The organism is Streptomyces sp. SAS_281, from assembly GCF_052542855.1.
This window is the reverse complement of record NZ_JBMNDO010000227.1, coordinates 1-4,172: the sequence shown is the minus strand read 5'-3', so window position 1 is coordinate 4,172 and position 4,172 is coordinate 1. Positions and strand designations below refer to the sequence as shown.

Annotated in this window: 4 protein-coding genes; 2 read left to right on the top strand and 2 right to left on the bottom strand. The window is 73.8% G+C overall.

What is annotated here, in order from left to right:
- The first annotated feature begins 147 nt into the window (after positions 1 to 147).
- Positions 148 to 726: a TetR/AcrR family transcriptional regulator gene (locus ACN6LM_RS37650; RefSeq protein WP_445069925.1), complete on the top strand. Its 579-nt coding sequence runs from the start codon at positions 148 to 150 to the stop codon at positions 724 to 726.
- A 36-nt stretch (positions 727 to 762) separates the two neighbouring features.
- The gene (locus ACN6LM_RS37645) at positions 763 to 1,950 is read left to right on the top strand and encodes a GDSL-type esterase/lipase family protein (protein ID WP_445069924.1); all 1,188 of its coding nucleotides are present in this window, start codon (positions 763 to 765) and stop codon (positions 1,948 to 1,950) included.
- A gap of 49 nt (positions 1,951 to 1,999) precedes the next feature.
- On the opposite strand, the gene ACN6LM_RS37640 is transcribed toward ACN6LM_RS37645, so the two are convergent.
- Both ACN6LM_RS37640 and ACN6LM_RS37635 read right to left on the bottom strand, forming a co-directional pair.
- Positions 2,000 to 2,833: a hypothetical protein gene (locus ACN6LM_RS37640; RefSeq protein WP_445069923.1), complete on the bottom strand. Its 834-nt coding sequence runs from the start codon at positions 2,831 to 2,833 to the stop codon at positions 2,000 to 2,002.
- Positions 2,833 to 4,104 (bottom strand): VWA domain-containing protein, encoded by a 1,272-nt coding sequence (locus ACN6LM_RS37635; protein WP_445069922.1) that lies wholly within the window; start codon positions 4,102 to 4,104, stop codon positions 2,833 to 2,835. The genes ACN6LM_RS37640 and ACN6LM_RS37635 overlap by 1 nt, the downstream gene beginning before the upstream one ends.
- Positions 4,105 to 4,172: the final 68 nt, after the last annotated feature.

The following is a 4,172-nucleotide window of genomic DNA, read 5'->3' as shown; positions in this document are numbered from 1 at the left end:
TGGTGAGCGGGTGTCAGCCGGCCGACACCGTGACGGTGCCCGTCCCCTCCGCCGCCGCCCCGCTTCCCGTCTTCCTTGCCCTTCTCCCCGTTTGCCTAAAACCATTAGGTACACGCATGATGGCCGTCCCCGGACGAGGAGGCGACCATGGTGCGCGCGGGTCTGACCACCGAACGCCTGACCAGGGCGGGCGCCGAGCTGGCGGACGAGGTCGGCTTCGACCGGGTGACGGTCTCCGCGCTCGCCCGGCGGTTCGACGTCAAGGTCGCGAGCCTCTACTCGCACCTGAGGAACTCCCAGGACCTGCGGACCAGGATCGCGCTGCTCGCCCTGGAGGAGATGGCCGACCGGGGCGCCGCCGCGCTGGCGGGACGGGCCGGCAAGGACGCGCTGAGCGCCTTCGGCGACGTGTACCGGGACTACGCCCGCGAGCACCCCGGCCGTTACGCGGCGGCCCAGCTGAGGCTGGATCCCGAGGCCGCCGCCGCCAGTGCCGGCGGCCGGCACGCGCGGATGACCCGGGCCGTCCTGCGGGGCTACGACCTGACCGAGCCGGACCAGACGCATGCCGTACGGCTCCTGGGCAGTGTCTTCCACGGATTCGTCAGCCTGGAGGCGCAGGGGGGATTCAGCCACAGCGCCCCCGACGCACAGGAGTCCTGGACCCGCACCCTGGACGCGCTGGACGCCCTCCTGCGCAACTGGCCTCCGCCGGGGCAGGCGTAACGCCGCCGGACCGCATCCGAGACCTCAGGTGGAGCCATGAGTACCGACCCGCCCGCACCCCTCCCGTTCACCACCCCCGTCACCCCCGCCCTGCTGCGCGGCGCGCTCGACGTGGAGCGCACCGACGTCGGGCTTCTCCCGCACCGGCTGCCCGCCGCCGCCCGCGCCCAGGCCCCGGACGGCCAGATCGCCCTGGCGGAGGCCCAGCCCTCCGGCGTACGACTGGTCTTCCGGACCCGGGCCACGGTGGTCGAGCTGGAGGCGCGGCGCACCCGCACCGTCTACCAGGGCGTCCCGCCGAGGCCCGGCGGGCTGTACGACCTGCTGGTGGACGGCGTCCTCGCGGCGCAGGGCGCGGCGAGCGGCGGCAACGTCCTCGATGTCGACATGACGACCGGGGCGACGCGCTTCAGTGCCGGACCGGTCGGGTCCGTACGGTTCGACGGGCTCGCGGACCGCGAGAAGCACGTCGAGGTCTGGCTGCCGTACAACGAGCGCACCGAGGTCGTCGCCCTGCGCACCGACGCGCCCGTCACGGCCGCCCCGGCCTCCGGCCGCGCGGTGTGGCTGCACCACGGCAGTTCGATCAGCCACGGCTCCGACGCCGCGAGCCCCACCACGACCTGGCCCGCGCGTGCGGCGCTGCTCGGCGGCGTCGAACTGGTCAACCTGGGCCTCGGCGGCGGCGCCCTGCTCGACCCGTTCACGGCCCGCGCGATGCGGGACACCCCCGCGGACCTGATCAGCGTCAAGATCGGCATCAACCTCGTCAACACCGACGTGATGCGCGTGCGCGCTTTCGCCCCGGCGGTGCACGGCTTCCTCGACACCGTCCGCGAGGGCCACCCGGACACCCCGCTCCTGGTGGTCTCACCCGTGCTGTGCCCCATCCACGAGGACACCCCGGGCCCCAGCGTCCCCGACTTCAGCCGCCTCGGCGAAGGCCGGGTCCGCTTCGCGGCGATGGGCGACCCCGAGGGCCGCGCCACCGGCAAGCTGACGCTCCGCGTCATCCGCGACGAACTGGCCCGCCTGGTGGAGCAGCGGTCCGCCGACGACCCGCACCTGCGCTACCTGGACGGCCGCGAGCTGTACGGCGAGGCGGATACCGAAGAGCTGCCCCTTCCCGACGCCCTCCACCCGGACGCCGCCACCCACCTCCGCATGGGCGACCGTTTCGCCGCACTGGCCTTCGGGGAGGAGGGGGCGTTCGCTTCCTCCTGAACGCGCCGGGGCCGGGAGGGTGCGCGCCCGCCCGGCCCCGGCGCTTCCGTCAGGCGCCCGGCGGCACGTGGGACGGGCGGCCGCGGCCGCGGGTCACCGTGTAGCCGAAGACGCCCGCCAGGGCGGCGAGTACGCCGCCGCCGGCCGTCCAGAGCCAGCGGCTGGTCCACCAGCCGGAGGACCAGCCGTCCTCGGGCTCACCGGCGAGCGCGGCCGGCTCGGCGGAGGCGTCCGTGCCGTCGTCCGAGGCATGCTCGGCCGAGGAGACCCCCGGGACCAGCGGCTTCGACAGGCTGCCGTCCACGTCGGCGGACCCGCCCTGGTCCTTCGAGTTCACCTCCACCTCGGTGCGTACCGGCAGACCGAGGTCGTTCTGGGCCAGGTCCACGACCGTGAGGCGCACGTAGTAGCTGCCCGGCAGCGGGTCGTTGGCCCACGGTTCGGCGGCGGCCCGGACGGTACGCAGCACACAGGTCAGCTCGACCGTGGCGGCGTCGGCCGCGGCGGTACCGGTCTGCTTGCCGTACATGCACGCCTGGCGGCGGCGCAGCCCGTCGTACACGTCGACCTGCCAGGTCTGCGCCCCGTGCCGGGCGGCGCTCTCGGGCAGGGTGACCTTGGCGGTCACCGTGGCGCGCTGCCCGGCGTCGGCCGGGAAGACCCAGTACAGGTAGTCGCCGGTGGACGCCCCGGCGGTGGCGGTCTCGCCCTGCTGGATCGCCGTCGCGGTACGGAAGGCGGTGCCGGCCTCCGTGGGACCCGAGGCGTCACCGGAAGCGCTCGGGCTCGGCGACGCGTCGTCGGCCGCGGCGGCCGAGGCCCCGGTCAGCAGGGTCAGGCCGGTCAGCAGCGCGCCCGCGAGCACACGTCTCGTACGGGACATCAGCGGGTCCTCCAGACAGCGATGCGCCAGCGCGAGATCCACCCGAAGAGCAGACCCACGATCAGGCCGGTCAGGGTGAGCAGGCCCAGCAGCCACCAGCCGTGGCCCAGGCCGAACGCGGCGACGTCCGCCGCCTCGCCGGGGGCGTCCACCACGTCGACGGTCAGTTCCAGCGGCATGCCGGGGGCGGTCTTCACCGACGCCGGGGCCGAGAACGAGTTGCTGACCTGGAGGCACACGGTCTCCGCGGCCGGCTTGGCGTCGTCGTCGTCCCGCTCGGGCTTCGGGTAGCGCAGCCCGGACGAGATGGCGTCCGTGCGCCCCGTCCCGGACTCGGAGCCCCGGACGATCTCGCGGCCGTGCGTGGTCACCGCGCGCAGCAGCATCCCGTAGTCGTTGTTGACGGCGCGGTCGGCGAACACGCTGACGGAGGCGCGCAGTTCCTGACCCGCCAGCAGCTCGACCTTGTACCAGCGGTGCTCGGCGAACTTCTCGCGGTCGGTGTAGAGGCCCGGCTTCAGCTCGGGTGCGTCCGTGCAGCTGTCGGCGCCCTTCGTGGCGACCGGCGTGACCACGGGCTCCGCCGCGCGGTCCACCAACTGCTTCACACGGCCCGACAGTTCGTCGGTGTGCTGGACGGCCGTGTACGTGCCGCCGGTGGCCTCGGCGATGCAGGTCAGCTGCTGGCGGATCTTCGCGTTGGGCACCAGGCCCAGCGTGTCGATGACCAGGTGGATGCCGCGCGCCGCGATGTCGCGGGCGACCTCGCACGGGTCGAGCGGGCCGCAGGTGTCCTCGCCGTCGCTGATCAGCACGATCCGGCGGGTGGAGTCGCCGCCCTCCAGGTCGTCGGCGGCGCCGAGCAGCGCGGGGCCGATCGGGGTCCAGCCGGTGGGGGCGAGCGTGGCGACGGCGGTCTTCGCCTCGGTGCGGTCCAGCGGGCCGACCGGGTACAGCTGCTTGGTGTCCTTGCAGCCCACCTTGCGGTCGTCGCCCGGGTAGTCGGCGCCGAGGGTGCGGATGCCGAGCTGCACCTGCTCCGGCACCGCGTCCAGGACCTCGTTGAACGCCTGCTTCGCCGCGCTCATCCGGGACTGGCCGTCGATGTCGCGGGTCCGCATGGAACCGCTGACGTCGAGGACCAGCTCGACCTTGGGGGAGGCTTTGGCGGGGGTTTCGTCGGCCGACGCGGGCAGCGCCGAGCCGAGCCCGGCGGTCAGGGTGGCGAGCAGGATGCCCACCCCGACCGTCAGCCTTCTTCTTATGATCATCGCCGGATACTAGTGAACATCAGTTCGCTATCCAAAACGGCCGGTTGCCGCTGTGCGCGCGCACAGCG